Origin of the sequence: Nibrella viscosa (assembly GCF_039541875.1) — a bacterium.
Taxonomy (GTDB): Bacteria; Bacteroidota; Bacteroidia; order Cytophagales; family Spirosomataceae; genus Nibrella; species Nibrella viscosa.
On sequence record NZ_BAABHB010000003.1, the window covers coordinates 434716 to 457283 of the forward strand.

The 22568-nt window shown below is 53.2% G+C and carries 19 protein-coding genes and 1 pseudogene; 12 read left to right on the top strand and 8 right to left on the bottom strand.

The annotated features are described in order from the left end of the window. Positions 1-10: 10 nt before the first annotated feature. On the bottom strand, positions 11-1543 hold the full coding sequence (gene dacB, locus ABD931_RS10380; RefSeq protein ID WP_345266701.1) for a D-alanyl-D-alanine carboxypeptidase/D-alanyl-D-alanine endopeptidase: 1533 nt from the start codon (positions 1541-1543) through the stop codon (positions 11-13). A gap of 125 nt (positions 1544-1668) precedes the next feature. Here dacB and ABD931_RS10385 point away from each other — a divergent pair, with 125 nt between their 5' ends. The 6 genes from ABD931_RS10385 to ABD931_RS10410 all read left to right on the top strand — a co-directional run bounded on the left by ABD931_RS10385 (position 1669) and on the right by ABD931_RS10410 (position 9208). Next, positions 1669-3093: an MBL fold metallo-hydrolase RNA specificity domain-containing protein gene (locus ABD931_RS10385; protein WP_345266703.1), complete on the top strand. Its 1425-nt coding sequence runs from the start codon at positions 1669-1671 to the stop codon at positions 3091-3093. A 90-nt stretch (positions 3094-3183) separates the two neighbouring features. Then, complete coding sequence (locus ABD931_RS10390; protein ID WP_345266705.1) at positions 3184-4149, top strand: acetyl-CoA carboxylase carboxyltransferase subunit alpha; 966 nt, start codon at positions 3184-3186, stop codon at positions 4147-4149. 84 nt (positions 4150-4233) lie between these two features. Next, positions 4234-4896 carry an HAD family hydrolase gene (locus ABD931_RS10395; protein WP_345266707.1) on the top strand — a complete coding sequence of 221 codons (663 nt, stop codon included), beginning with the start codon at positions 4234-4236 and terminating at the stop codon, positions 4894-4896. After that, positions 4859-6013, top strand: coding sequence for a site-2 protease family protein (locus ABD931_RS10400; RefSeq protein WP_345266709.1), 1155 nt, complete (start codon positions 4859-4861; stop codon positions 6011-6013). The genes ABD931_RS10395 and ABD931_RS10400 overlap by 38 nt, the downstream gene beginning before the upstream one ends. A 248-nt stretch (positions 6014-6261) precedes the next feature. Next, positions 6262-8535, top strand: coding sequence for a catalase/peroxidase HPI (gene katG / locus ABD931_RS10405; protein WP_345266711.1), 2274 nt, complete (start codon positions 6262-6264; stop codon positions 8533-8535). A 238-nt stretch (positions 8536-8773) separates the two neighbouring features. Then, the gene (locus ABD931_RS10410) at positions 8774-9208 is read left to right on the top strand and encodes a hypothetical protein (RefSeq protein ID WP_345266713.1); all 435 of its coding nucleotides are present in this window, start codon (positions 8774-8776) and stop codon (positions 9206-9208) included. A gap of 2 nt (positions 9209-9210) precedes the next feature. Here the strand turns inward: ABD931_RS10410 and radC are convergent, their stop codons facing one another. The 3 genes from radC to ABD931_RS10425 all read right to left on the bottom strand — a co-directional run bounded on the left by radC (position 9211) and on the right by ABD931_RS10425 (position 10831). After that, complete coding sequence (radC, locus tag ABD931_RS10415; protein WP_345266715.1) at positions 9211-9906, bottom strand: RadC family protein; 696 nt, start codon at positions 9904-9906, stop codon at positions 9211-9213. Positions 9907-10045: 139 nt separating this feature from the next. Beyond that, entirely contained in the window at positions 10046-10312 is a 267-nt protein-coding gene (rpsT, locus tag ABD931_RS10420) for a 30S ribosomal protein S20 (protein WP_345266717.1), read from the bottom strand. 108 nt (positions 10313-10420) lie between these two features. Then, positions 10421-10831 (bottom strand): Dabb family protein, encoded by a 411-nt coding sequence (locus ABD931_RS10425; RefSeq protein ID WP_345266719.1) that lies wholly within the window; start codon positions 10829-10831, stop codon positions 10421-10423. Between the two features lie 74 nt (positions 10832-10905). Between ABD931_RS10425 and ABD931_RS10430 the strand changes: the two genes are divergently transcribed. Then, positions 10906-11928 carry a zinc dependent phospholipase C family protein gene (locus ABD931_RS10430; protein ID WP_345266721.1) on the top strand — a complete coding sequence of 341 codons (1023 nt, stop codon included), beginning with the start codon at positions 10906-10908 and terminating at the stop codon, positions 11926-11928. On the opposite strand, the pseudogene ABD931_RS10435 reads toward ABD931_RS10430, so the two are convergent. Then, positions 11925-12047 (bottom strand): annotated as a pseudogene (locus ABD931_RS10435) (family 1 glycosylhydrolase); the annotation flags it as partial. The gene ABD931_RS10430 and the pseudogene ABD931_RS10435 sit on opposite strands and share 4 nt — an antisense overlap. A 129-nt stretch (positions 12048-12176) precedes the next feature. Next, positions 12177-13040: a sugar phosphate isomerase/epimerase family protein gene (locus ABD931_RS10440; protein WP_345266723.1), complete on the bottom strand. Its 864-nt coding sequence runs from the start codon at positions 13038-13040 to the stop codon at positions 12177-12179. 128 nt (positions 13041-13168) lie between these two features. On the opposite strand from ABD931_RS10440, the gene ABD931_RS10445 reads away from it, so the two are divergent. Next, on the top strand, positions 13169-14347 hold the full coding sequence (locus ABD931_RS10445; protein WP_345266725.1) for a class I SAM-dependent rRNA methyltransferase: 1179 nt from the start codon (positions 13169-13171) through the stop codon (positions 14345-14347). Between the two features lie 95 nt (positions 14348-14442). Next, positions 14443-15537 (top strand): AI-2E family transporter, encoded by a 1095-nt coding sequence (locus ABD931_RS10450; protein WP_345266727.1) that lies wholly within the window; start codon positions 14443-14445, stop codon positions 15535-15537. Here the strand turns inward: ABD931_RS10450 and ABD931_RS10455 are convergent. Then, positions 15527-16369 (bottom strand): maleylpyruvate isomerase N-terminal domain-containing protein, encoded by an 843-nt coding sequence (locus ABD931_RS10455; protein ID WP_345266729.1) that lies wholly within the window; start codon positions 16367-16369, stop codon positions 15527-15529. The genes ABD931_RS10450 and ABD931_RS10455 overlap by 11 nt on opposite strands. A gap of 103 nt (positions 16370-16472) precedes the next feature. Further along, a complete protein-coding gene (locus tag ABD931_RS10460; RefSeq protein WP_345266731.1) occupies positions 16473-18425 on the bottom strand; it encodes a glycoside hydrolase family 127 protein in 1953 nt (650 codons plus the stop codon). 253 nt (positions 18426-18678) lie between these two features. Between ABD931_RS10460 and ABD931_RS10465 the strand changes: the two genes are divergently transcribed. From ABD931_RS10465 to ABD931_RS10475, 3 genes are all read left to right on the top strand, one after another. After that, positions 18679-19788 (top strand): glycoside hydrolase family 2 TIM barrel-domain containing protein, encoded by a 1110-nt coding sequence (locus ABD931_RS10465; RefSeq protein WP_345266733.1) that lies wholly within the window; start codon positions 18679-18681, stop codon positions 19786-19788. A gap of 337 nt (positions 19789-20125) precedes the next feature. Beyond that, positions 20126-20986 carry a sterol desaturase family protein gene (locus ABD931_RS10470; RefSeq protein WP_345266735.1) on the top strand — a complete coding sequence of 287 codons (861 nt, stop codon included), beginning with the start codon at positions 20126-20128 and terminating at the stop codon, positions 20984-20986. Positions 20987-21333: 347 nt separating this feature from the next. Continuing rightward, positions 21334-22293 (top strand): fasciclin domain-containing protein, encoded by a 960-nt coding sequence (locus ABD931_RS10475; protein WP_345266737.1) that lies wholly within the window; start codon positions 21334-21336, stop codon positions 22291-22293. Positions 22294-22568 lie beyond the last annotated feature (275 nt).

Sequence of the window (22568 nt, forward strand, 5' to 3'; positions counted from 1 at the left end):
CCGGACTGATTTAGTCAGCCTGTCCCGGTAAGGTAATCAGCAGTGACAGGATTCGTTCGATCTGGCTGGTAACTGCCCGGTTGGTGCCGGGGGTAAACCGGTTTACCAGCAGGGCAAAGGCCATCAGTTCGCCGTCGGTGGCGTAAAAATAGCCGGCGTACGCCCGGACTCCTTCAATAGAGCCGCTTTTTGCCCGCACATTACCGGCGGCCTCTGTCCGGCGGGCCAACGTGCGCACCGTGCCAGATTCGCCCACAACCGGAATGGTTTCCAGAAACTGCGGGAAATATTTCTCGTTGCCGGCAACACTCAGGATGCCCGTCATGTTATCGGCGGTTAAAGCCCCAACGGTTGATAAGCCACTGCCGTCTTTAATCCGAAAACCGTCCAGGTTAACCCCTTTGCTACGCCAGTAGTCACTAATCGCATCAATAGCACGCTCGGTGGTTGTTGCCTTCGGGTTCAGCGCCCGGGCGGTGGTATGCAGCAGGGCCTCGGCGTAGAGGTTTATGCTCTGGAAGTTGGTCTGCCGGACTATGTCCAGCAGGGTAGGCGATTTATACTGTAGCAGGCGGGTGCGCTTACCGGACGAACCAGAAGAACCAGTACCTGCCCGGTAAACACCAGGCGGATTAGCCACCGCAATACTATCGAGTTCAAGCTGCCGGGTCAGAGAATAAGCGGCCTGATACGCCGGATCGGGCAGGGCACCTTTTACGCTGAACTCGCTGACGCCGGCCGGCACCTTGCCTGTCAGCCAGACCTGATTACCAAACGGGGCGCTGTAGATATTGACCTGATCGCCGGTGCGGGGCGCGTCGGTGGTGACCTGGTTAGCAAAGGTCAGGTAGGAGAGACTAGGTTCGGTGCGGAGCACGGTAGCAGCCGCACCCACCGTTTTGCCGGGCCGGAATACCACCCGGTACAGGTTTTCGTTGAAGTTTACCGCGCTTAAACCGGCACCGTAGTAATTGCCAAGATCACCCCAGGGCCAGGTATCGGGTACCAGCAATGGCTCGTACAGAGAGGCATCGGCAACAACGGCTCCCTGAATTTGCCGGATACCAGCTCCCCAGATAGCATCGGACCAGGTTTTCAGCAGCGACGAGGCTTCGAAAGAATCACCGAACCGCCAACTCCCCAGCGATGGATCGCCCGACCCCCGGATGTATAGATTGCCCGTCAGAACGCTGTCGCGGAGGGTGCCTTCATACTCGATGGTGGTGGTGTAGGTATACGCCGGACCCAGCACGGCCAGGGCCGTTGCTGTGGTGATAAGCTTGAGCGTTGAGGCCGATGAAAGACTCTGCCGGGCGTTGTAGCTGATCAGCGGTTCGCCGTCGCGCACGCGCCGGACCGAGAGGGCAACCGTGCCGTGGCGGGCGATGGGACTCTGCTGGAAATCGCTTACCGCGCTGACCAGGCGACCGAAGGCAGCCGTATCGGCGGGAGTCTGTGCCCCGGCAGCGGCTCCGGACAGCAGGTACCCCATAATCAGCAGGGTACCGGCAACACGCGCGCTAGAAGATAAAATAACGGACATTCGGGGAAGGATAAAGACGTTAGGGGATTCGGCTTTTTTAGTAGCTTTGCAAAAATAACGTTTTAAACCACCTGACTTGTTTATTTGGATAGACAATTACGACGACAGACGTTTAAACCATACGCATGAAATTATCGTTTTGGGGAGCGGCCCAGCAGGTTACGGGCAGTATGTATTTGCTTGAGCTGGAAGATGATTACCGTATTCTGATTGATTGTGGGTCGGATCTGGAGCGCTCGAATGGCCAAGTGGCCACATCAACAAATCAAACAGGATTCTTCCCTTTTGAAGCTTCCGCTATAAATCTTGTTTTACTGACGCACGCCCACGTCGATCACTCGGGCAATCTGCCGAACTTGTACCGCGAGGGCTACGAAGGTCAGATTCTGTGTACCGAGCCGACCTATGCGCTGACGGAACTGCTGCTGAGAGATGCGGCTTCGCTGAACCAGAAGCGCATCAACGAACTCAATGCCAGCAAGAAAAAGCGGGTAAAAGAGCGGCAGGCCAAAATGCAGAAAGATCTGTATCTGGACAAGCAGGTGCGGGAGGCCATGGAAAATGTGGTACCGATTGCATTTAACCGCAAGTTCCGGGTGAATGATTCGGTAGACGTTACCTTTATCCCGGCGGGGCACCTGCTGGGGGCGGCCCATATCGTGATCGGCGTCTACGAAAACGGCGAGAAGAAGCGCATCTGTTTCTCCGGCGATATTGGCCGGCGTAACTACCCGCTGCTGATCGATCCGGCTCCGGTGCCGCCCGTCGACTACCTGATCTGCGAAAGCACCTACGGCAACCGCCTGCACGAAAATCACCAGACGCCCGAAGAAGCCCTGGCCGACGTTATCAAACGCACCTGCATTGATATACCCGGCCGCCTGATTATTCCGTCGTTTAGTGTGGGGCGCACACAGGCGCTGTTATATACGCTCAATAAGCTGTATTCAGAGCATAACTTCCCCACCATCAAGGTATTTTCGGATAGCCCGCTGGCGCTGGAAAGCACCAAGGTTTACCTGAAAAATGTCCGGCTGCTGAATCAGGACGCCCGGCAGTTTTACGACGAAAACGAGACGCTGTTCGACTTCGAAAACTTTGAGTACCTGGAAAGTGCCAAGGCGAGTAAAGCCGTTTCGAACCATAGTGAGCCGTGTATCATCATTTCGTCGTCGGGTATGGTGCAGGGGGGGCGCGTTGAGCATCACGTAGCGGCCAACATCAGCAATCCGTACTGTACAATTCTTATGATTGGTTACTGCGCCGAAGGTACGCTGGGCTGGCGCCTGCTGAACGGGCAGAGTACGCTGACCATTAAGGGGAAAGAATACCCGGTTAATGCCAGAGTAGAGAAAGTAGACGTATTCAGCGGTCACGGTGACCGCAACGACCTGATCCGTTTTGTGCAGATGCAGTCGTCGGAGACATTAAAACGAGTATTTTTGGTGCATGGCGAATTCGCCAGTATGCAGGCCTTTAAGGATACGCTGGCTGAGGTCGGCTACCCACAGGTCGAAATACCGAAAAAAGGACAAACCTATGAATTGTAGTCGTTTGAGGTTTAACGTTTGAGGTTTGACGTTGCTGCGCCAGTGCAAACTTCAAACTTCAAACCTTAAACTTCAAACTAATTCTGAAGAATGAGAACATATCTGGACTTTGAAAAACCGATTGCCGACCTGGAGTCTCGTCTGGAAGAGATGAAACGGCTGGCCCAAAGCAGCAACGTCGATGTGGGCGAGGCTGTGCTGACTCTGGAACAGAGCATTGATAAGCTGCGCCAGGAAATCTTTGCTAACCTGACCCGCTGGCAGCGGGTACAGATTTCGCGACATCCCGACCGGCCGTATACCCTCGACTATGTCTCGCTGATGTGCGATCAGTTTATCGAACTGCATGGCGACCGCACCGTCCGCGATGATCCGGCTATGGTTGGTGGTTTTGCCGAATTAGGCGGGCAAACGATTATGATTGTGGGGCAGCAGAAAGGGCGCAACACCAAACAGCGGCAGCAGCGGAACTTCGGAATGGCCAATCCGGAAGGTTACCGCAAAGCCCTGCGGCTGATGAAGCTGGCCGAGAAATTCAATAAGCCTGTTGTAACGCTGATTGATACCCCTGGCGCGTTTCCGGGCCTGGAGGCCGAAGAACGGGGGCAGGGGGAGGCCATCGCCCGCAACCTGAAAGAAATGTTTATGCTGAAGGTGCCGGTCATCTGCATCATCATCGGCGAAGGCGCTTCGGGCGGTGCCCTGGGTATTGCCATCGGCGACCGGGTGTATATGCTGGAAAATACCTGGTACTCGGTCATTTCGCCGGAGTCCTGCTCATCGATTCTGTGGCGGAGCTGGGATTATAAGGAACAGGCCGCCGAAGCCTTAAAACTAACCGCCCGCGATATGCAGGAGATGGGGCTGGTCGACGGTATTATTGAAGAACCCTTGGGCGGGGCTCACCTCGATCATGCCTTTATGGCCCGCAAGCTCAAAGAAGTAATTCTGAATACACTCAGCGAGTTAAACAACACTGACCCGCAGGAGCGCATTAATCAGCGCATCGATAAGTTCTGCGCAATGGGCGTCGTTGCTGAAAAAGCGAGTAGTTAATAGTCTATAGTCATTAGTCGTTAGTCGTTAGTTGATATGGCGACAGCACTAACGACTAACGACCAATAACCAATTAACCAAGCAATGGCTAGTGTTCTTCTGCCGCATATCCGAAACATCATCTTCGATTTAGGAGATGTTATTATTCCCATTGATCTGCGGGCTCCCATCCGCAATTTTGCTACGTTGTCGGGCCTACGCGAAGAAGAGGTGGAGGCTATCTGGCAGGAACACGGCATTACCATGCAGTTTGAAACCGGGTTGATGGACGACGCCGGTTTTCGGCAGCATGTACGCCGGTTGCTTAAAAACGACGCCTGGGCCGACGAAGTGATTGATACGGCCTGGAATACCGTTTTGCTGGAACTCCCGGTCGAACGTATCCACCGTATCCGGCAGCTTCAGCAGCGGTACCGGCTGTTTTTGCTAAGCAATACCAGCACCATTCATATCCGGAAGGTGAACCAGATGCTGACCAGCCTGGGACAACCCCCGCTGGAGGAACTATTCGAACGGGTTTATTATTCGTACGAAGTCCGGTTGGCTAAACCCTCACCGGATATATACCGGCATGTGCTGAAAACGGCCGGCCTGGCCCCTGAAGAAACGGTATTTCTGGATGATAATGCCGCCAATATCCGGGCCGCCGGGGAATTAGGAATTCTGGCGGTGCAGGTGCAACCGCCTTTGACGATTCTGGATTATCTAAATGAACCCACGGACGAAAGCGTATCTCGTACACGGTAGTCTTTTTCTGCTCACGCTCATCACAACCACGCTGGCCGGCGCCGAATGGATGTATGGCCGGTTGTTTATTCCGTTCGGAGACGCTCCCACGCTGGGCTGGTCCGAATTTTGGTCGGGAATGCAGTTTTCAGTGCCGTTTCTGGCCATCCTGACCGTACACGAGTTTGGACATTACTTTACGGCCAAAGCCAACCAGGTGCGGGTCACGCTACCTTACTACATTCCGCTCTGGTTTGGGCTGGGTCAGAGCATCGGGACCCTGGGTGCGTTTATCCGGATTCAGGATTATATCCGCAGCCGCCGGAAGTACTTCGATATCGGTATTGCCGGGCCGCTGGCGGGGTTTGTGCTGGCGGTGATTGTGCTCTGGTACGGTTTTACGCACCTGCCTCCGGCCGATTACATCTTCAGCATTCATCCGGAATACCAGCAGTACGGCTTTAGCTACGGCGAATATGTCTACCAGAAACTGCCCCCCGGCGGAGCCATTGCCCTGGGCGACAACCTGCTGTTCTGGTTTTTTAAGAATGTTGTGGCCGATCCATCCCGCCTGCCGCATCCGTACGAGATGATCCATTATCCGTATCTGATGGCGGGTTACCTGGCGCTCTTCTTCACTTCGCTGAACCTGATCCCAATTGGTCAACTCGATGGTGGACATATTCTGTACGGCCTCATCGGGCGCGAACGTTTCCAGTGGGTGGCACCGGCGCTGTTTATTCTGTTTGCCTTTTACGCGGGCCTGGGTTTCTTTAAACCCGCTGATTTTGCTATCGGAAACGATACCGTTTTTTACAACCAGCTTCTCTCGCTGGGTCTTTACATTCTGTTTCTGTATTTTAGTTTAAACCGCATCAGCGAAAACCGAATCACGGGGATGCTGATTGCCCTGGCGGTGGTGGCTGCCCAGTTCCTGTTCTCCTGGTTGCGACCCGAGTGGGAGGGGTACTCCGGCTTTTTACTGTTTGTATTTATTTTGGGCCGTTTTCTGGGGGTTTACCATCCCGAAACTGAACCGGAATCTCCGCTGAATAGTAACCGCCAAATATTGGGCTGGCTGGCGCTGCTTGTATTTATACTCTGCTTCAGCCCCAAACCGTTCATCTTCTCAGAATAAAAGCGGTACCAATTAGGGGGCTGCTATTTTCCGGGCAGCTACTACCACGGCCAGGTCTTTTTATATAGATATTGTAGATAGCATCATAAAAAATATTAATTTGATCTATTGAGTTAGATTGTACAGATTTGCACCAGAACCATTCACAAGTACCAGATTTTGCCGTCCGGCCAGGTGGTCTGTCTCTATAACTCCTGCTTAGATCCAGTCTGGTCAGGGACGCCCAAACTCTCAAAACCAAAAAGTGTATGAATCCATCAGAAACTACCAACAGCTATCAGGTCAACGGTGCTTCCGGACACCATGAAGCGCTTCACGTTAATAATACCAGCGCTGCCAAATGCCCGTTCCTGAGCGACAGAATGAACCATGTGGCCGGTGGAGGTACCCGTAACCGCGACTGGTGGCCCAATCAGTTAAACGTGGGGATTTTACGCCAGCATTCTTCACTGTCTAACCCGATGGACGAGTCGTTCAATTATGCGGAAGAGTTCAAGAGCCTTGACCTGACAGCCGTTAAAGAAGACATCGTTAAGCTGATGACTACTTCCCAGGCCTGGTGGCCGGCCGACTATGGTCACTACGGTCCGTTCTTTATTCGGATGGCGTGGCATAGCGCGGGTACCTACCGCATTGCCGACGGCCGGGGTGGTGCCGGTGCCGGTATGCAGCGTTTTGCCCCGCTGAACAGTTGGCCCGATAATGCTAACCTGGACAAGGCACGCCTGCTGCTGTGGCCTGTTAAGCAGAAGTACGGCCGAAAGCTGTCGTGGGCTGACTTGATGATTCTGGCCGGCAACTGCGCTCTGGAGTCGATGGGCTTTAAAACGTTTGGCTTCGCCGGTGGCCGGGAAGACCTCTGGGAGCCGCAGGAAGACGTATACTGGGGTGCCGAAGCAGAATGGCTTGGCGACAAGCGTTACTCTGGCGACCGTGACCTGGAGAATCCGCTCGCAGCCGTTCAGATGGGCCTGATCTATGTAAACCCGGAAGGCCCGAACGGCAATCCGGACCCACTGGCCGCTGCCCGTGACATCCGGGAGACTTTCGGCCGGATGGCCATGAATGATGAAGAAACCGTAGCCCTTATTGCCGGAGGCCACTCGTTCGGTAAAACGCATGGTGCAGCCGACCCGGCCGAGTATGTGGGCCGCGAACCGGCCGCAGCCGGCATTGACGAGCAAAGCCTGGGCTGGAAGAATACCTATGGCACGGGCCACGGTGTGCATACCATCACCAGCGGTCTGGAAGGAGCCTGGACCACCACGCCCACCGAGTGGAGCAACAACTTTTTTGAAAACCTCTTCGGCTTTGATTGGGAATTGACCAAGAGCCCCGCTGGTGCGTACCAGTGGAAGCCCAAAGGCGGAGCCGGTGCCGGCACGGTGCCCGACGCACACGACCCGGCCCTGCGTCATGCGCCAACGATGCTTACTACCGACCTGGCCCTGCGGGCCGACCCGGCCTATGAGAAAATTTCCCGGCGCTTCCTCGAAAATCCGGATGCGTTTGCCGATGCCTTTGCGAAAGCATGGTTCAAGCTGACCCACCGTGATATGGGTCCGCGTGCCCGCTACCTGGGCCCGGAAGTGCCCGCCGAAGAGCTGATCTGGCAAGACCCGATTCCGGCAGTGACGCACAAGCTGATCGACGATAGCGATATTGCCACACTGAAAGCAAAAATCCTTGAATCAGGGCTGAGCATTGCGCAGCTAGTGTCTACCGCCTGGGCGTCGGCGTCTACCTTCCGGGGTTCCGATAAGCGGGGTGGGGCTAACGGAGCACGCATTCGGCTGGCTCCGCAGAAAGATTGGGATGTGAACAACCCTGCCCAACTCGCCGGCGTGCTGAGCAAACTGGAAACCATTCAGCAGGAATTCAATAACGCGCAGACTGATGGCAAGCAGGTGTCGCTGGCCGATCTGATCGTACTGGGTGGCTGTGCGGCTATTGAGCAGGCAGCCCAAAAGGCCGGCATTGCCGTGACCGTTCCGTTTACGCTGGGGCGGGCCGATGCCTCTGCCGAACAGACAGACGTGGAATCATTCTCGGTACTGGAGCCGATTGCCGATGGGTTCCGCAATTACATCAGAGGGCGCTACACGGTTACGGCCGAAGCGATGCTGATTGATAAAGCCCAACTGCTGACGCTGACGGCTCCCGAACTCACCGTGCTGCTCGGTGGTATGCGCGTGCTGAACACCAATTACAATGGGTCGCATCACGGGGTATTCACCCAACGCCCGGAAGTGTTGACGAACGACTTCTTTGTCAACCTGCTTGATCTGGGGACAACCTGGCACGCTACTTCCGACGTTCAGGATCTGTTTGAAGGCCGAGATCGAATCACCGGCGAATATAAATGGACAGGTTCGCGGGTTGACCTGATCTTTGGTTCCAATTCGGAGCTACGCGCCATTGCCGAAGTCTATGGCTGTTCAGATTCGCAGGAGAAGTTTGTCCGGGATTTCGTTGCCGCCTGGAACAAAGTAATGAACCTTGATCGCTTTGACCTGAAGTAAGCCATTTGGGCAAATACATGAGGTTAACCGTTGTGAGAACCTCACAAACAGAAAAACCTTCCGGGCGTAGTGCAGGACCGTTTATGCGGTGACAGGTACTACCCGGAAGGTTTTCTTTTGGTACTCGCGGGTGTCGGAGTGGATACCCACGGTTTGCGGCTCATTTTTTTCGCAACTTGTTCCAACCGTTAACCGGCGGTATGGGTCTTCTTCTTAAGAGCAAGAAAAACGCCATACCATGAAGAATGTACTAATAGGAATAGGCCTTTTGACAGCGGGGCTGCTCCTGAGCTGCGAGCAGACGGCGATAACAACCGATCCGGTAAATGTAACCACCACAACCGCCCGTCATGAAACGGCCAAAGTAGGAAATGACGTTACGGTGTCGATCAACGATATTAAAGACAGTCGCTGCCCAAGCAACGCCAACTGTATCTGGTATGGCAACGCGACTGTATCGGTCACGCTGGCAAAAGGGACGGAGCAGGCAAAAGCTACGTTATGTTTGGGAGCCTGCAGCCAGAATGGCGGCATCAAGGACAATGATGTCACGACGGTAAAGCTGGGTGGGGCTACTTACCAGGTAACCCTCTCGGAAGTAAAACCTTATCCGGTAGCACCGGAGCCGGAGAATACCTATAAGGAGGCTGTTATTACGGTTCGTCAGCAGTAAGATTACAGAAGCCCTTCATCCGCAAAGCTGAGGTAAGTCCGGTCGGTGAAGATCAGGTGATCGAGCACCGGAATCTCAAGCACCCGACCGGCTTCTTTTAGTTTACGGGTGAGGTCTTTATCCGCCTGCGAGGGCGTCAGGTTTCCCGAGGGGTGGTTGTGCGTCAGAATAATGGCGCTGGCCAGGTATTCCAGCGCGTGTTTGAAAATCAGCTTGGGGTCGGCAACCGTACCTGAAACACCCCCCGCGCTGATCTGCACCGGCCGCAGCACCTCGTTGGCCCGGTTCAGCAGCAAAATCCAGAACTCTTCGTGTGGCTTATCGAGCAGGTGCGGCCGAATCTCTTCGTAGGCATCCCGTGAGCAGGTGATCCTGACCCGTTGCGGCCGGTCCTGCTCCCGTCGCCGTCGCCCCAGTTCCAGCGCCGATACAATGCTGATGGCTTTGGCCTCCCCAATCCCCTTGAATTTCGACAAATCTTTCACACTCAGCCGGGCCAGGTCGTTCAGGTTGTTGCCTACGCTTTGCAGAATTAGTTTGGATACGTCCACGGCTGTCATATCGGTAGTGCCGGAGCCGATCAGAATGGCAATCAGTTCGGCATCCGACAGGGCGGCTTTGCCTTTGAGCATCAGTTTCTCGCGGGGGCGGTCCTCTTCGGCCCAGCTCAGTATTTTTCGGGGGTTATCGTAGGTCATCAATGGGTTCTGGTTACGGATGGGCACAAAAAAACCTTACACCGTTGCCGGGTAAGGTTTCATAACGCGTAGACCGGAGTTGTACGCCGGTTTATTTTGAACTAAGTTTAACCGGAGCACAACTCCGGTCTACAAACACTTAAGCCGCTGCCGGAGTCAGGCCGTTGACAAAACGGGCCAGTTTCGACTTCTGGTTAGAGGCTTTGTTTTTGTGAATGACGTTGCGCTTAGCCAGCTTATCGAGCATAGAAGCTACAGTTCTGTACAGGTCGCTTGCCTGAACGGCATCATGGGTACCGCGCAGCTTCTTGATCATGTTCCGCGTAGTCTTGTGCTGGTAGCGGTTCAACAGCCGTTTTTTCGCGTTGACCCGGATTTGTTTTTTTGCAGATTTATGGTTTGCCATTGTATATGTAAACGAATTACATGGATTTTCGCCAAAAGGAATGCAAAATTAGGGCTTTTCCGGCGAACTCCCAAGCGTAACTCTGTAAATTTTCTCCTTAAAATGGTGTTAAGGGTGAATATCGGAGTTGATAACCAGCACCTTTTCCCACTGGCCCCGGTGTTTCGTCACAAACGCCTGGTGGCTCGTGTGCTTATTGTACGTCTCAATATCAGCCTCGCTCTGGAAAGTGATATAATGCATGACGTCGTATTCCGACGTTCCTTCGGTAAGCAGGGTCTTGCCGGCGCTGTAGGAGACGATCTGCGGAATTTCGTACTTCAGGGCCGCAAAATCGCGCATATGTTGCTCAACAGCTTCTTTTTGAAGGCCTTCCTTAAATTTAAAGCAGACAATTCGCTGTTTCTGGCTTTTTCTGGCGGGTGAATAGGCACCGTATATTATTAAACCAAAAATACAGAAGAACAAAACAATTATGCCGTAACCAATCGATTTTCGTTTTAATTCAGTGGATTGCATAATAGTAAAGAAAATAAAATTTGGAAAAGTTTGAAGTGTAACGAAAAAGTTGAATTTAAACTTTAAAAAGTGCTATGTTGATACAAATGTACTATTTGTTCATATGCGTGCAAGTAGTTAGCCTATATTTTTTTCAGAATCAGGCGGTTGCCACACCTATCCGGTATGCTGCCCCATCCAGACCAGCCTGGGGGTTTTACGGGCATCAGCAGATCAACCGGCTCGCGGTGTTTACCCTTCCGGCTGAGATGATGCCGTTCTTCAAAAAGCATATCGGTTACCTGACCGACAACGCTGTTAATCCCGATAAGCGCCGGTACGCCGTTGTGGGTGAAGCACCCCGGCACTACATCGACCTCGATATGTATCCGGATACGTCGAAAGCCATCCTGCCCCGTTACTGGAAAGAAGCCACCGAACAGTACGGAGAAGATACCCTGGCCATGCACGGCATTGTACCCTGGCATATTCAACTGGTGAAGTACCAGTTAACAGAAGCGTTTAAGGAACGTAATATCCGGCGGATTCTTCGGGTAGCTGCTGATCTGGGGCATTATATAGCGGATGCTAATGTACCGCTGCACACCACCCGGAACTATAATGGCCAGTTGACGGGGCAGGAGGGTATTCACGGTTTCTGGGAGTCGCGGCTGCCGGAGTTGTTCAGTGCCGATTACGACTTTCTGGTAGGGCCGGCCGATTACGTGTACTCCCCGCAGAAAGCCGCCTGGCGGGCGGTGTTTCAGGCCCATGCGGCTCTGGATTCGGTGCTGCTGTTTGAGCGGGAACTGACCCACCAGTTTGGGGAAGCTAAAAAGTACAGCTTCGAAGAGCGCAACGGGATTACGGTGAAAGTCTTTTCTGCCGACTTCTCTCAAAAGTACCACGCGAAGCTACGGGGGCAGGTGGAGCGGCAAATGCGGGCATCGGTCAAGATGGTCGGCGATTTCTGGTACACCTGCTGGGTAGATGCCGGGCAACCCGACCTCCGCACACTAGCCGCCCTGCCTATATCGGAAGAGGAGCAGAAAGCCGACGAAGCCGAAAAGCAAAGCTGGCTGAAACGCCTGCTGAACGTCCGGAGCGAAAGCGATTAGGCCAGAAAGTCCCGGAACCACTTGCCCGACTGTTTCACAATGCGTTGTTGCGTAGTATAATCGACATAAACCAGGCCAAAGCGGGGGTGATACCCTTAGGCCCACTCAAAATTATCGATCCCAGGTAAACGCCAGGCCAAAGCTATGTTTGTCGAAATCGGTATTTGTCGCCAACATTGTTACTAATGCATAAAAGCGGGCAGATGTACCTGCCCGCTTTTTAATAGCTTTAAACAAACCTAATTATTTTAAATAACCAGGCTCTTCATGTATTCAGCATCCGCTTTCATACTGGCCATTACCGACTGCGGATACTCTTCCTGCTCCACAATGAAATACTTCATGCCGTTTTTCATGGCTGTCCGCAGGGTCGTTTTGAAGTCGACGTTGCCATTTCCTAAATCGTTCTGTACCGGCTTGCCATTTACCTTTTTATAATCTTTAATGTGGCAGAGTTCATAGCGCTTGCCGTATTTGTTCAGGTGCGCAACGGGGTCCTGTCCGGCTACATCGATCCAGCACAGATCCAGCTCAAACATAACGTTTTTCGGGTCGGTATTGGCCAGGAGGTATTCCTGCGGAATCTCGCCGTTCAGCGGCTTAAAGGAGTAGTCGTGGTTATGGTAGCCAAATTTAATGCCGTTCTTCCGGGCCATTGCACCCACCACATTGAACCGGTCGGCAATGCGCTTCCAGTCGTCCATCGACTTCTGCGCACCCAGATATGGGCACAACAGGTACGACATACCGGCTTCTTTGGCCATATCCATACTCTTCTGGAGTTCGCTGTCGTTGTTGGCCTGCGCGTTGTAGTTGAAGTGGGTGCTGACCAGCTTCACTCCCTGATCGTTCAGGAAGGACTTGATCTCTTTCGGCTGCATCCCCCATAGAAATCCCTGCGGTCCGCTGTAGCTCTCGAACTGCTTATACCCCATCCGGGCCAGTTGGGTCATTACCCCCTTTGGATCTTTCGGAATCAGGTCACGTACACTGTAAAGCTGCACGCCAAAGGTTTTAAAGGTGCCGGCCATCAGGTCGGTTTGGCTGAGGGCCAGGCTCCCGGCGGCCAGTGCTCCGGCCTGCTTCAGGAAATGTCTGCGGTTTAACTGCATGTCTGGTTAGGGAATTTATGACACGAAATTGAGAAAAAGACTGTTGTTTTCAGCGGAATAAACGTAAAGATTTTTAGAATAGGCGCGAAGACCTCTTTGTCTTCCGATCTTTGTGTTCTGTATAACGAATGAACGTACCTAAATTATATCTGCAATCCGGTCGCGACGAAGCTGTCCGCCGGTTTCATCCCTGGGTGTTTTCCGGGGCCATTGCCCGCATAGAGGGGAAGCCGCAGGACGGCGACGTGGTAGATGTGCTAGACAAAAAAGGCAACTACCTGGCCACCGGCCATTTTCACGACGGCAGTATTGCCGTGCGCATCTTTTCTTTTACCCGGGTCGTGCCCGATGTGGCCTACTGGGCAGACAAGCTACGGGCTATCCTGGCGGTGCGCTCAGCGCTGGTGCCGCCGGATACCAACTGCTACCGGCTTATTCACGGCGAGGGCGACGGTTGTTCCGGGCTGATCGTGGACATGTATAATGGCGTGGCCGTGTTACAGGCTCATTCTATCGGGATGCACCGCGAACGGAAACTGATTGCCAATGCGCTTAAAGCGGTATTTGGCGACGAGTTGAAGGCGGTATACGACAAAAGTGCCGATACGGTACCGGACCATTATGGCGCAACCGTGCAAAACGGATACCTCTACGGAGAAGCTGAAACACCGCATCCGGTGCTGGAAAACGGCAATAACTTTCTGGTCGATTGGATTGCGGGGCAGAAAACCGGCTTCTTCCTCGATCAGCGCGATAACCGGAACCTGTTGGCCCGGTATGCCGCCGGTAAGAAGGTACTCAATGCCTTTTGCTATTCCGGTGGTTTTTCCATCTACGCCCTCAAAGCCGGGGCCAAACTGGTTCATTCGGTGGATGTATCGCAAAAAGCCATTGACCTCACCAACCGAAACGTAGCGGCTAATTTTGGGACCGATACCCACCATGATGCCTACGCCGAGGATGTAATGAAGTACCTCAAGAGCCACGATCACCAGTACGATGTAGTAGTGCTGGACCCGCCGGCTTTCGCCAAAAGCCTGCCGGCGCGTCACCGGGCGGTGCAGGGCTATAAGCGCCTGAATGCCGAAGGGCTGCGCCGGCTGGCCAAAGGTGGCATCCTGTTCACGTTTTCCTGCTCGCAGGTGGTAGACCGGGAGTTGTTTTACAATACGGTAGTGGCTGCCGCCATTGAAGCCGGTCGGCAGGTGCGGGTATTGCACCATCTTAGCCAGCCGGCCGATCATCCCGTCAGCCTGTTTCATCCCGAGGGCAGCTACCTGAAAGGGCTGGTCTTATGGGTTGAGTAGCTGCTGGAAGAGACATAATAAAATAATGAACCGGCAAATGGTTAAACTATTCATTGGTTTAGCCATTTTTACGTTTGGGCATATCCTCACTAGGCATGAATAATATTTACACCCCCCGCCAGCAACGGATTCTGTTGATTGCCAGTCTGCTCATTCTGGGCGGCTTTATCATATATGGACTTGGTCAGTATGTATCGGGGATTTTGGGGGCGGGCATTCTGTTTGTGGTATTCAGACCCTGGTTTCATTACCTGGTCCATAAGCGAAGGTGGAACCGGGTGGTCGCAACCATTGGTCTGATGATTTTTGCCTTCTTTGTCATAATCCTCCCGTTTCTGGTACTGAGTATTATGCTGGTGGATCGGATCCAGTACTATAGCCGGAACACCGATCAGATTCTCGGCCTGGTGCAAAAGCTGGAAAAACTCACCCGAATTCGGATTACCGACCAGAACAACATCCGTTCGCTGGTGCAGCAGGGCGCAACCTGGGCAAGCCGCCAGTTTCCGTCTGTGCTAAGCGGGTTACTCGATTTTATCGTCATCATCGGTCTGCTCTTTTTTGCGATGTATTTCCTGTTTATGGAGGAAGAGAAGTTTATCAAGGGCTTACGGCGCTACCTGCCTTTCTTTCCAAATACGGTTGATGAACTTAGTGAGGACCTGAAAAATATGGTAAATGCCAATGTGGTGGGGCAGGCGCTGGTCTCTATAGTCCAGGGGGTATTAACCGGGCTCACGCTTTGGATATTTGGTGTGCCCGATGCCGCTTTCTGGGGTACCGTCGGTTTCTTCATGGCCTTTATTCCCGTGCTGGGTACGCCCCTGGTCTGGGGGCCGGCGGGTATCATTACCATATCGCAGGGAAACACAACCAATGGTGTGGGTATTCTGCTGGTCGGCATTATCGTCATCGTCAACATCGATAATCTCCTGCGCATCATGCTGGCGAAGCGGATGGGCGATGTTCACCCTTTTGTAACACTGGCGGGTATCATCATCGGCGTCCCGATCTTTGGTATTCTCGGGCTGGTCATCGGTCCGTTGCTGCTCTCGTATTTTATGGTGCTGATGAAGGTATTTGAGCGGCAGAACCGGCGTATCCATCAGGAAGCCGTCAACGTCAGGAACGAAGAGGCCGCCGAATCGGTGACCGGTGGGCCCGGTGTTAAGCCGGATGCTACGCCATAACCGATACCATGCCCAGAATTGGAGCCGTTATGGCTCCATCTCCCTCCTGCTGCACATAGGGTTCTGCCGCTTCCCGGCTGATGCCCTTCGTAAAGAGCCGCCACGCTATACGGCCGTCGATGGTAACCCGATCTGACGGTTGTCGAAAGGGTGGATGGTAGAGTAGGTGCCAGGCTTGCTGCTCCCGGTACAGATACCAGTTGCCTCCGCCCTCACCGGTAACCGACACCTGTAACAAGGTGCCCTCCCGGGCAGTCACCTGGCGGTAGGTGTGGGGCAAGGCTCGCATAAAGGTATCCAGCAGCGGGTAGTATAGCTCGGTGGTCATGATGCCGTCGGGCTGGTTCACCGCCAGCCGGATTTGCTGCTGATGGTGCCAGTTTTCGGTGTACTCGCGGGCAATATGGAACCAGTTGGGCGAAACGGCCTCGCCCGCCCAGGCTACAGAGAAAATAGCGGGTTCGTTCGGTGGCAGTGCTTTAAACAGGTTGTATACCTCTGCGCCGGTCTGCGCCAGTAAATCGGTTAGCAGCCGGGGACTGAGCCGGCGGGTGGCCCGGACCCAGTCGTTGTTCAGCCGGTTCAGGTAATCGATCAGGTCGTGGTAGGAGCGAATGTCCGTCTTTTCGGGTGATTGGTACTGATCCCGGTACAGGGTGATGCGCCGGAAATTACCATCCAGCAGGTGCGAGGCTATATCTTTTACGCTCCAGCCTTTGCAGAGGGTTGGCAGCTGCCAGTCCTCCGCCGGCAAACTCCTGAGCAACATAATCAGCTTCTCGTGCAGGACAGGAAAAAGCGCAAGCGTGGAGATAGCGGGTAAAGATTGCATATACGTTACACGAGACCAATTGTGAAATATCGATAAAATATTGCCTGCTGACTTCCCCAATAGGGGTTGGTTCCACCAAAAATTAAAACTTCCAGCACCGAAATTATCTTGTTTGTCCAAACCAGACGGCCATTTCGTTCGGTCCCCGGTGCGACCACGCATAGTAGGGGATGAGCGTAACCGGCTGGGAGCCGGCAGCCTGTAAAACCGTAATACCGCCCAGCATTTCTTTTCGGGGTTGTGGCGTAAACCTCTGGCCGGGGGCAATGGCTAGGGTGAGGGCGCGGCCGTTGTTATCGGCACCTTCGGCGCAGTAGACTAGCGGACCGCGTTCGATGGCGACCCGCCCTTTGTCTTCCTGCACACTTTCGTTAGCCTGTACCTCGCGGACCGGCATATCCAGCGTCAGCGCTACCACATCTCCGGTTTTCCAGGTACGGCGGATGCGGGCGTAGCCGTTTTCAACAGTAACCGGCACCGCCTTGCCGTTTATTGTCAGCACCGGCTTTTTGGAGGCCGCATTGCGGTAGCTGTACAACTGCCCCGGCATGGGCTGTCCGGTGGCCCAGCCGGGAATCCGTACCAGCAGGTCGAAGGCCTGCGCCTGCTTCGGCGAGATGGTCATTTTTACGGTTCCGTCCCAGGGATAATTGGTCACTTGACGAACTATCATGGGTTTGCTGTTTACGGTCAGGTCGGTATTGCTGTCGACGAACAGATTTACATACAGGGCATTGCCCCGCTGCGCATACACATAGCCGGGCAGCGAGGGCAGAAATCGCACTACATTGGTGGGGCAGCAGGACGTGCTGAACCAGGGCTCCCGCGTAGCCGACCGGCCCACATTGAACTTCCGCTGCCCATCTGACGCCAGCGGATTGACGTAAAAGAACTTGTCACCTTCCAGCGATACGCCAGCCAGAAAGCCGTTGTAGAGTACCCGCTCAAACACATCCATGTATTTGGCCTCGCCCGTCAGCAGAAACATGCGGTGGTTCCAGAGCAGATTGGCCACGGCCGCGCAGGTTTCGGCGTAGGCAACATCGTTGGGTAGTTCGTAGGCTTTACCAAAGGCTTCGCCGTGTTGCCGGGCTCCCAGGCCACCGGTCAGGTATTGTTTGCGCTCCACCACATCGTTCCAGATAGCGAGCAGGGCTTCCAGGTACGCTTTATCCTGCTGAATGGCGGCAATATCGGTCATGGCAGCATACATATAACCCGCCCGTACGGCATGACCTACCGCTTCGCGCTGCTGCGTAACGGGCTGGTGATCCTGGAGGTACGCAGACCCCTGACCGGAGCGGGCAGGGTCGGGGAACAACTCCCGTTTGTCGGCCCGCCCGCGCATGTCCAGCAAAAACCGGGCGAGGTCCAGGTATCGTTTATCGCCGGTAACGCGGTAGAGCTTTACCAGTCCGATTTCGGTTTCCTGATGACCGGGCACTACCACCAGTTTATCGGGGCCGATGACCGACAGCAGGTGATTGGCATTTTTAATGGCTATATCCAGCAGCGTGCGCTTGCCCGTGGCCTGGTAATGCGCCACAGCGGCTTCGTACATATGCCCAACATTGTACAGCTCGTGGCTGCCGGCTTCAAACGAATAGCGGGTAGCTCCGGCGTCGCGGTCGCGCCTGGCGGTGCTGTCTTTCAGGATGGTTCGGATGGTAAACAGGTAACCGTCGGGCTCCTGGGCAGCGGCAAAAAGGGTAATCAGGCTGTCGAGGTAGCGGTCAAGTTTGGAGTCATAATGGGTTTGCAGGGAGTAGGCGGCTCCTTCAACCACTTTAAACACATCGGAATCATCGTAACGGATACCCCGGAAAGTGCCTTTTTTGAGACCTCCGGCCACGGCAAAATTGTCGATGCGGCCGGTTTCTTCGCATTTTCTGAAGTCGAAGGGAATCGTAACAGTCCGGTTGGTTTCCAGGCGGGGGTACCAGAAGCCCTGCTGAATTTTAACCTTTGTAAAGGGTACCGGCACAATTGGATAATCCTGAGCCAGAATTCGTTTACAGACAAACAGCAAAAGAAAAGTAGTTACAATAAGTTTCATACAGTGAGGTAGTATGATTAGGTGGTGAAATGCACAAGTTTAGGCAATATTTGCAATATTTTTCGTTTAAACTAGACTAAACCTATTTAAGGTATTCCTGTCTAATGGTTAAACAAAGACGGAAAGTAGGCCGGATTATACATAAGTAGTGTGTTGATTAAATTAGAATTAAATCATGAAAATTAATTGGCACTTTCGGTTGGAGAAGCAGAGTTAAACACTGTAATTTGGCAGTATAACCGTAACTAAGATCATGAACCTGAACGTACATCACACCGTCCCCAGCGGTCGTCCTCCGTTGGGTCCGTCGACGCCCTTTACGACCCAATGGTCAGAAGATCAGGCTACCTTCTGGTATGCGCAGCAACCCTGGCTGACCGGCTGCAATTTTAACCCCAGCACCGCGATAAACCAAATAGAAATGTGGCAGGCTGAGACCTTCGACCCGGTCTCGATCGATCGTGAACTGGGCTGGGCCAAATCGCTTGGCTTCAATACCATGCGGGTGTTTTTGCACTACCTGGTGTGGCAGCAGGACCCGGCCGGGCTAAAACAGCGTATGGATCAGTACCTGACCATTTCGTTTAAGCACGGCATCCGGACAATGTTTGTCTTTTTTGATGATTGCTGGAATAAAGAACCGCAGGTGGGTCCACAGCCGGAGCCGGTGCCGGGTGTTCATAACTCCGGCTGGGTACAGTGCCCCGGCCATAAAGAAGTAACAGATACCTCCCTGTATCCGGTGCTGGAGGCTTATCTGACCGACATCATGCGTAGCTTCGCCAACGATGAGCGGGTAATTATGTGGGATCTCTATAATGAACCCGGCAACTCCGGGCACTTGAATGAGTCGGTGCCCCTGCTGACCAAAGTATTTGAGTGGGCGTGGGCGGTGCGGCCGTCGCAGCCGCTGACGGTGGGTGTCTGGAATTTCAGCCCGGAGTTTGATCTGCTGAACACACTGTCGATGTTTTATTCCGATGTGGTGAGTTTCCACCATTATGTAGATGTTCCGCATCTGGAGAAAATCATTCGCATGTGTCAGGGGTATAAGCGGCCGGTGATTTGTACCGAGTATATGGCCCGCACCAATAAGAACTTTTTTGAAACGCATATGCCGGTTTTAAAAAAGCATAATGTCGGGGCCATCAACTGGGGGCTGGTGAGTGGCCGGAGCAACACCATTTATCCCTGGGGTTCGCCCGAAAACACGCCGGAGCCGGCCGTATGGTTTCACGACATCTTCCGCGCCGACGGTACGCCCTACTCTGAAGAAGAGGTGCGGGTAATCCGGGCGTTGACCGAGTGCCCGGTATATGAGATTGTGTATAAAGAAGAGACCGGCGAACCGATGGTGGCCTGATAGCTGAAGTGTATGTACAAATAAGCTCCGGTAAGTGTACTTATCGGGGCTTTTGTTTGTCTGGCCAGTAAAAACGGGTGTGATTGTGGATGTGCTTAGGGTGGCAACCAACAAGAGCTGGCCCAAAATTGATAGTATTTGGCCTAAAAATGACAGTTGCTTTAGGCTTAAAAACCGAATTTGCCGGCACGAAAACTATTTCGGAGCCTCTCTCATAACTGGAAACAGGCCGTGTGAACCGGCATTTCGGCCGGTTCACAAAGTATGTCGGAAATTATTATATTTGTTCTTTACAAAGAACAAAACACTGTTCCTGCATCAACACGCTTATTGACAGATGGAGCGCCTTATCCAGTATTTCGAAACAATACCGTCTGCCCACCGGGCTTTAATTCTTGCGGGTGGCATTACCCTGTTCTGGCTGATCGAGACCGCCATTCCGCTGTTCCGCTTCGACTATCAGAAAGTCAGACATGCCGGTATTAATATCTTCTTCACCTTTACCACCATTATCGTCAATTTTCTGTTTGCCGTCCTGCTGGTAAAAACCTGCGATTGGGTCGTGGCCAACAAGGTTGGTGTTATTCAATGGATTAATCTGCCATTCTGGGCCGAGGTTCTTATTGGGTTGCTGCTGCTGGATCTGATCGGGGCTTATTTTATTCATTGGTTACAGCACCACGTGAAGACTATGTGGCGCTTTCACATCATCCATCACTCCGACACCTATCTGGATACTACCTCGGCCAACCGTCACCACCCAGGCGAGAGTGTGTTCCGGGCGGTGTTTACTATGCTGGCGGCCCTGGTTGCCGGTACCCCTATCGGCATTGTGATGTTATACCAGTCCCTGTCGGTGGTGCTGTCGCAGTTTAACCACGCCAATATTCAGCTGCCCCGCTGGGCCGAAAAAGCGCTGGGCTGGCTTCTGGTAACTCCCAATATGCACCATGTACATCACCATTATGTGCTGCCGCATACCAATTCCAATTACGGCAACATTTTTACGGTCTGGGACCGGCTGTTCGGTACCTATATGGAACTGGATCCAAATGACTTAACATATGGCCTGGATACCCACATGGCCACGCATGAACATTCGCATATCGGCAACTTGCTGAAGATACCCTTTCAGAAATACCGACCGCCGGTTGGGGCAGGGTTGGCGCAGCCAGAAAAAGCCTTACATGATTCCTGAAGAAAGCGGCCGATGAGCCGCTTTTTCATTTATGGGTGTCTGTATTTGTGGAACTTTTGTGAAACAGCTGGGAAACACTCGGGTTGGATCGCGGTTTGTCTTTGCTGGGAGCCACTATAGCTGCACTGGCGTTGGTAGCACTGATGACGCCCGAAACAATTAAAGCCGTAAAGATAATTCAGCCCTGCCTGCCACTATGAAACCTGCCGACCGGCAGGTTTTTTCTATATTGTTTAACTTTTTTTGAAAGAAATTAAACAAACTGACCGAGGTTCTGTTTTATGTGTATCGACATATAAGTGTCGTGCAAACGTATTACAATAATCCATTCAAACTTTCACTCGCTTATGATTCGCTTGATTCATTCCACCTGGAAAGTTAAAGCTACACTACTGGCCTTGTTGGTAGCTACCGCTACCTTATTAACCAGTTGTAAAAAAGACGATGACAACACGGTGCAGCCCCAGACAATTACCGACGTTGTTGTCGGCAACCCTAATTTCTCGCTTCTGGCAGCCGCAGTAACCCGGGCAGGTCTGGCCGACGCCTTACGTCAGGGTTCGCTTACGGTATTTGCGCCCACCAATGCGGCTTTTCAGGCGGCTGGTTTTGCCGATGTAGCTGCTATTAACAATACACCAATAGCTACCCTGCAAACCGTATTGCAGTACCACGTGCTGAATCAGCGGGTCACTGCTGCCGCTATTCCTACGGCGGTGAATACGGCGCAACCCTCGCTGTTGACCACCAACGGTACCTTGTATATCACCAAAGACAATAGCGGGGTGAGCGTCAATGGTGCCCGCGTGACCCAGGCCGATCTGGCAGCCTCGAATGGGGTGATTCACGTAATTGACCGGGTGCTGCTGTCCCCGTCGGGTGATCTGGTGGCACTGGCCCAAGGCAATCCTAACTTTACCTTCCTGGTAGCGGCTGTACTACGTGCCGGCACACCGGTGGTTTCGGCCCTGTCCGGTTCAAACGCGTTAACGGTATTTGCGCCCACTAATGCGGCTTTTCAGGCGGCCGGCTTTCCCACGATTGCGTCCATTAATGCCGCTGCGCCGGCAACGCTGGCTAATATTCTGACCTATCACGTTGTTCCCGGCCGGGTATTCTCTACGCTGGTACCAAATGGAACCAACGTGACGACCGCCCAGGGAACCGCCGTCCGTACCAGCGTAAACGGTAGCAACGTAACGGTACTGGGTAATGGCAATAGCAACACGGCTGCCAATGTAACTCAGGCTAACCTATTGGCTACCAACGGGGTCATCCACGTGATCGACCGGGTATTACTTCCGTAACCACCAACTACACTACCACTTTTTAACGATCTGGTCTTATCCATTACATTACCACCTATACACTAAACAGAAAGGCTGCCCGGCATTCGGGCAGTCTTTTTTTTGGTTAATTGGTGGAGTCCGGCGGCAATCGGCGGCAATACGTTCGGTATAAATCGGTGAGAAGTGTTTGGTCACAGGAAAGAAACAGATGTCTGTAAGCGGGCTGAATCGGGCGATAATAAGTTTTCGCTATGGCTTCTGCTTTTTCGTAGTAATTTGCCGGCCGATGGCCT

Coding starts and splice junctions, on each gene's coding strand:
- ABD931_RS10465 (WP_345266733.1), top strand. CDS start 18,679: ATGAACCTGAACGTACATCACACCGTCCCCAGCGGTCGTCCTCCGTTG.
- ABD931_RS10390 (WP_345266705.1), top strand. CDS start 3,184: ATGAGAACATATCTGGACTTTGAAAAACCGATTGCCGACCTGGAGTCT.
- ABD931_RS10470 (WP_345266735.1), top strand. CDS start 20,126: ATGGAGCGCCTTATCCAGTATTTCGAAACAATACCGTCTGCCCACCGG.
- ABD931_RS10425 (WP_345266719.1), bottom strand. CDS start 10,831: ATGCAATCCACTGAATTAAAACGAAAATCGATTGGTTACGGCATAATT.
- ABD931_RS10455 (WP_345266729.1), bottom strand. CDS start 16,369: ATGCAATCTTTACCCGCTATCTCCACGCTTGCGCTTTTTCCTGTCCTG.
- ABD931_RS10445 (WP_345266725.1), top strand. CDS start 13,169: ATGAACGTACCTAAATTATATCTGCAATCCGGTCGCGACGAAGCTGTC.
- katG (WP_345266711.1), top strand. CDS start 6,262: ATGAATCCATCAGAAACTACCAACAGCTATCAGGTCAACGGTGCTTCC.
- ABD931_RS10460 (WP_345266731.1), bottom strand. CDS start 18,425: ATGAAACTTATTGTAACTACTTTTCTTTTGCTGTTTGTCTGTAAACGA.
- ABD931_RS10395 (WP_345266707.1), top strand. CDS start 4,234: ATGGCTAGTGTTCTTCTGCCGCATATCCGAAACATCATCTTCGATTTA.
- ABD931_RS10385 (WP_345266703.1), top strand. CDS start 1,669: ATGAAATTATCGTTTTGGGGAGCGGCCCAGCAGGTTACGGGCAGTATG.
- ABD931_RS10475 (WP_345266737.1), top strand. CDS start 21,334: ATGATTCGCTTGATTCATTCCACCTGGAAAGTTAAAGCTACACTACTG.
- dacB (WP_345266701.1), bottom strand. CDS start 1,543: ATGTCCGTTATTTTATCTTCTAGCGCGCGTGTTGCCGGTACCCTGCTG.
- ABD931_RS10440 (WP_345266723.1), bottom strand. CDS start 13,040: ATGCAGTTAAACCGCAGACATTTCCTGAAGCAGGCCGGAGCACTGGCC.
- ABD931_RS10410 (WP_345266713.1), top strand. CDS start 8,774: ATGAAGAATGTACTAATAGGAATAGGCCTTTTGACAGCGGGGCTGCTC.
- ABD931_RS10400 (WP_345266709.1), top strand. CDS start 4,859: ATGAACCCACGGACGAAAGCGTATCTCGTACACGGTAGTCTTTTTCTG.
- ABD931_RS10450 (WP_345266727.1), top strand. CDS start 14,443: ATGAATAATATTTACACCCCCCGCCAGCAACGGATTCTGTTGATTGCC.
- ABD931_RS10430 (WP_345266721.1), top strand. CDS start 10,906: ATGTTGATACAAATGTACTATTTGTTCATATGCGTGCAAGTAGTTAGC.
- rpsT (WP_345266717.1), bottom strand. CDS start 10,312: ATGGCAAACCATAAATCTGCAAAAAAACAAATCCGGGTCAACGCGAAA.
- radC (WP_345266715.1), bottom strand. CDS start 9,906: ATGACCTACGATAACCCCCGAAAAATACTGAGCTGGGCCGAAGAGGAC.